This is a genomic window from Aeromicrobium sp. PFPM2_SD2 (assembly GCF_057364525.1).
On record NZ_JBNFNZ010000712.1, the window covers coordinates 1 to 760 of the forward strand.

A 760-nucleotide genomic window follows, 5' to 3' on the forward strand; every position below is an offset into this window, starting at 1 on the left:
CGGCGCGCCAGGCGCGGCGTCGGGCGGCGACCTCCCACAGGACGATCGCGAGCCCCGGCGACCGCCAGCACGTAGACGCCGCTCCACTTCACCGAGCAGGCCAGGCCCAGGCTCACGCCGGCGGCGACCTGCCACGGCCGCCACGCGTGGAAGCGGTCGAGCCGGGCGTCGATCCAGTCGCGGTCGGCGACCAGGCAGGCGACGGCGACGACGATCCACAGGCACAGGAAGACGTCCAGCAGCGCGACCCGTGACAGCACCAGGTGCACGCCGTCGAGGGCGAGGAGAAGCCCGGCCACCCCGGACGCGACGAGGGAGCCGGTCAGCCGCAGCACCAGCCGGGCCAGCACCAGCACCGTGAGGGCGCCGGCGACCGCCGCGCTGATGCGCCAGCCGAACGAGTCGGTGCCGAACGCCCACTGGCCGAGCGCGAGCATCCACTTGCCGCCGTCGGGGTGGACGATCTGGGTCGGCAGCTCGCCGAGCCCGGAGAAGTCGCCCCGGACGAACCCGTCGTTGGCGTCCTCGGCCCAGTCGCGGACGTACCCGTGGTGCAGCAGCGAGTAGGCGTCCTTGGCGTAGTACGTCTCGTCGAACATGAGCCGGTTCGGCCGGCCCAGGTCCCACACCCGCAGAACGAACGCCAGGACCGCCAGGCCGAGCGGGCCCGCCCAGCCGAGCAGGTGACGGTCGCGGACGACGGCGGGGCAGGCGGGGCACCGAGCCCGATCCTAGGCAGGCGGCCCCGCGCGCCGACGGA

1 protein-coding gene is annotated in these 760 nt (G+C 74.6%); it reads right to left on the reverse strand.

The genetic code is table 11. The features are described from left to right. A partial coding sequence (locus tag AC2W7G_RS17630; RefSeq protein ID WP_485869577.1) for a phospholipid carrier-dependent glycosyltransferase occupies positions 1-629 on the reverse strand: 629 nt, incomplete at its 3' end. Positions 630-760 lie beyond the last annotated feature (131 nt).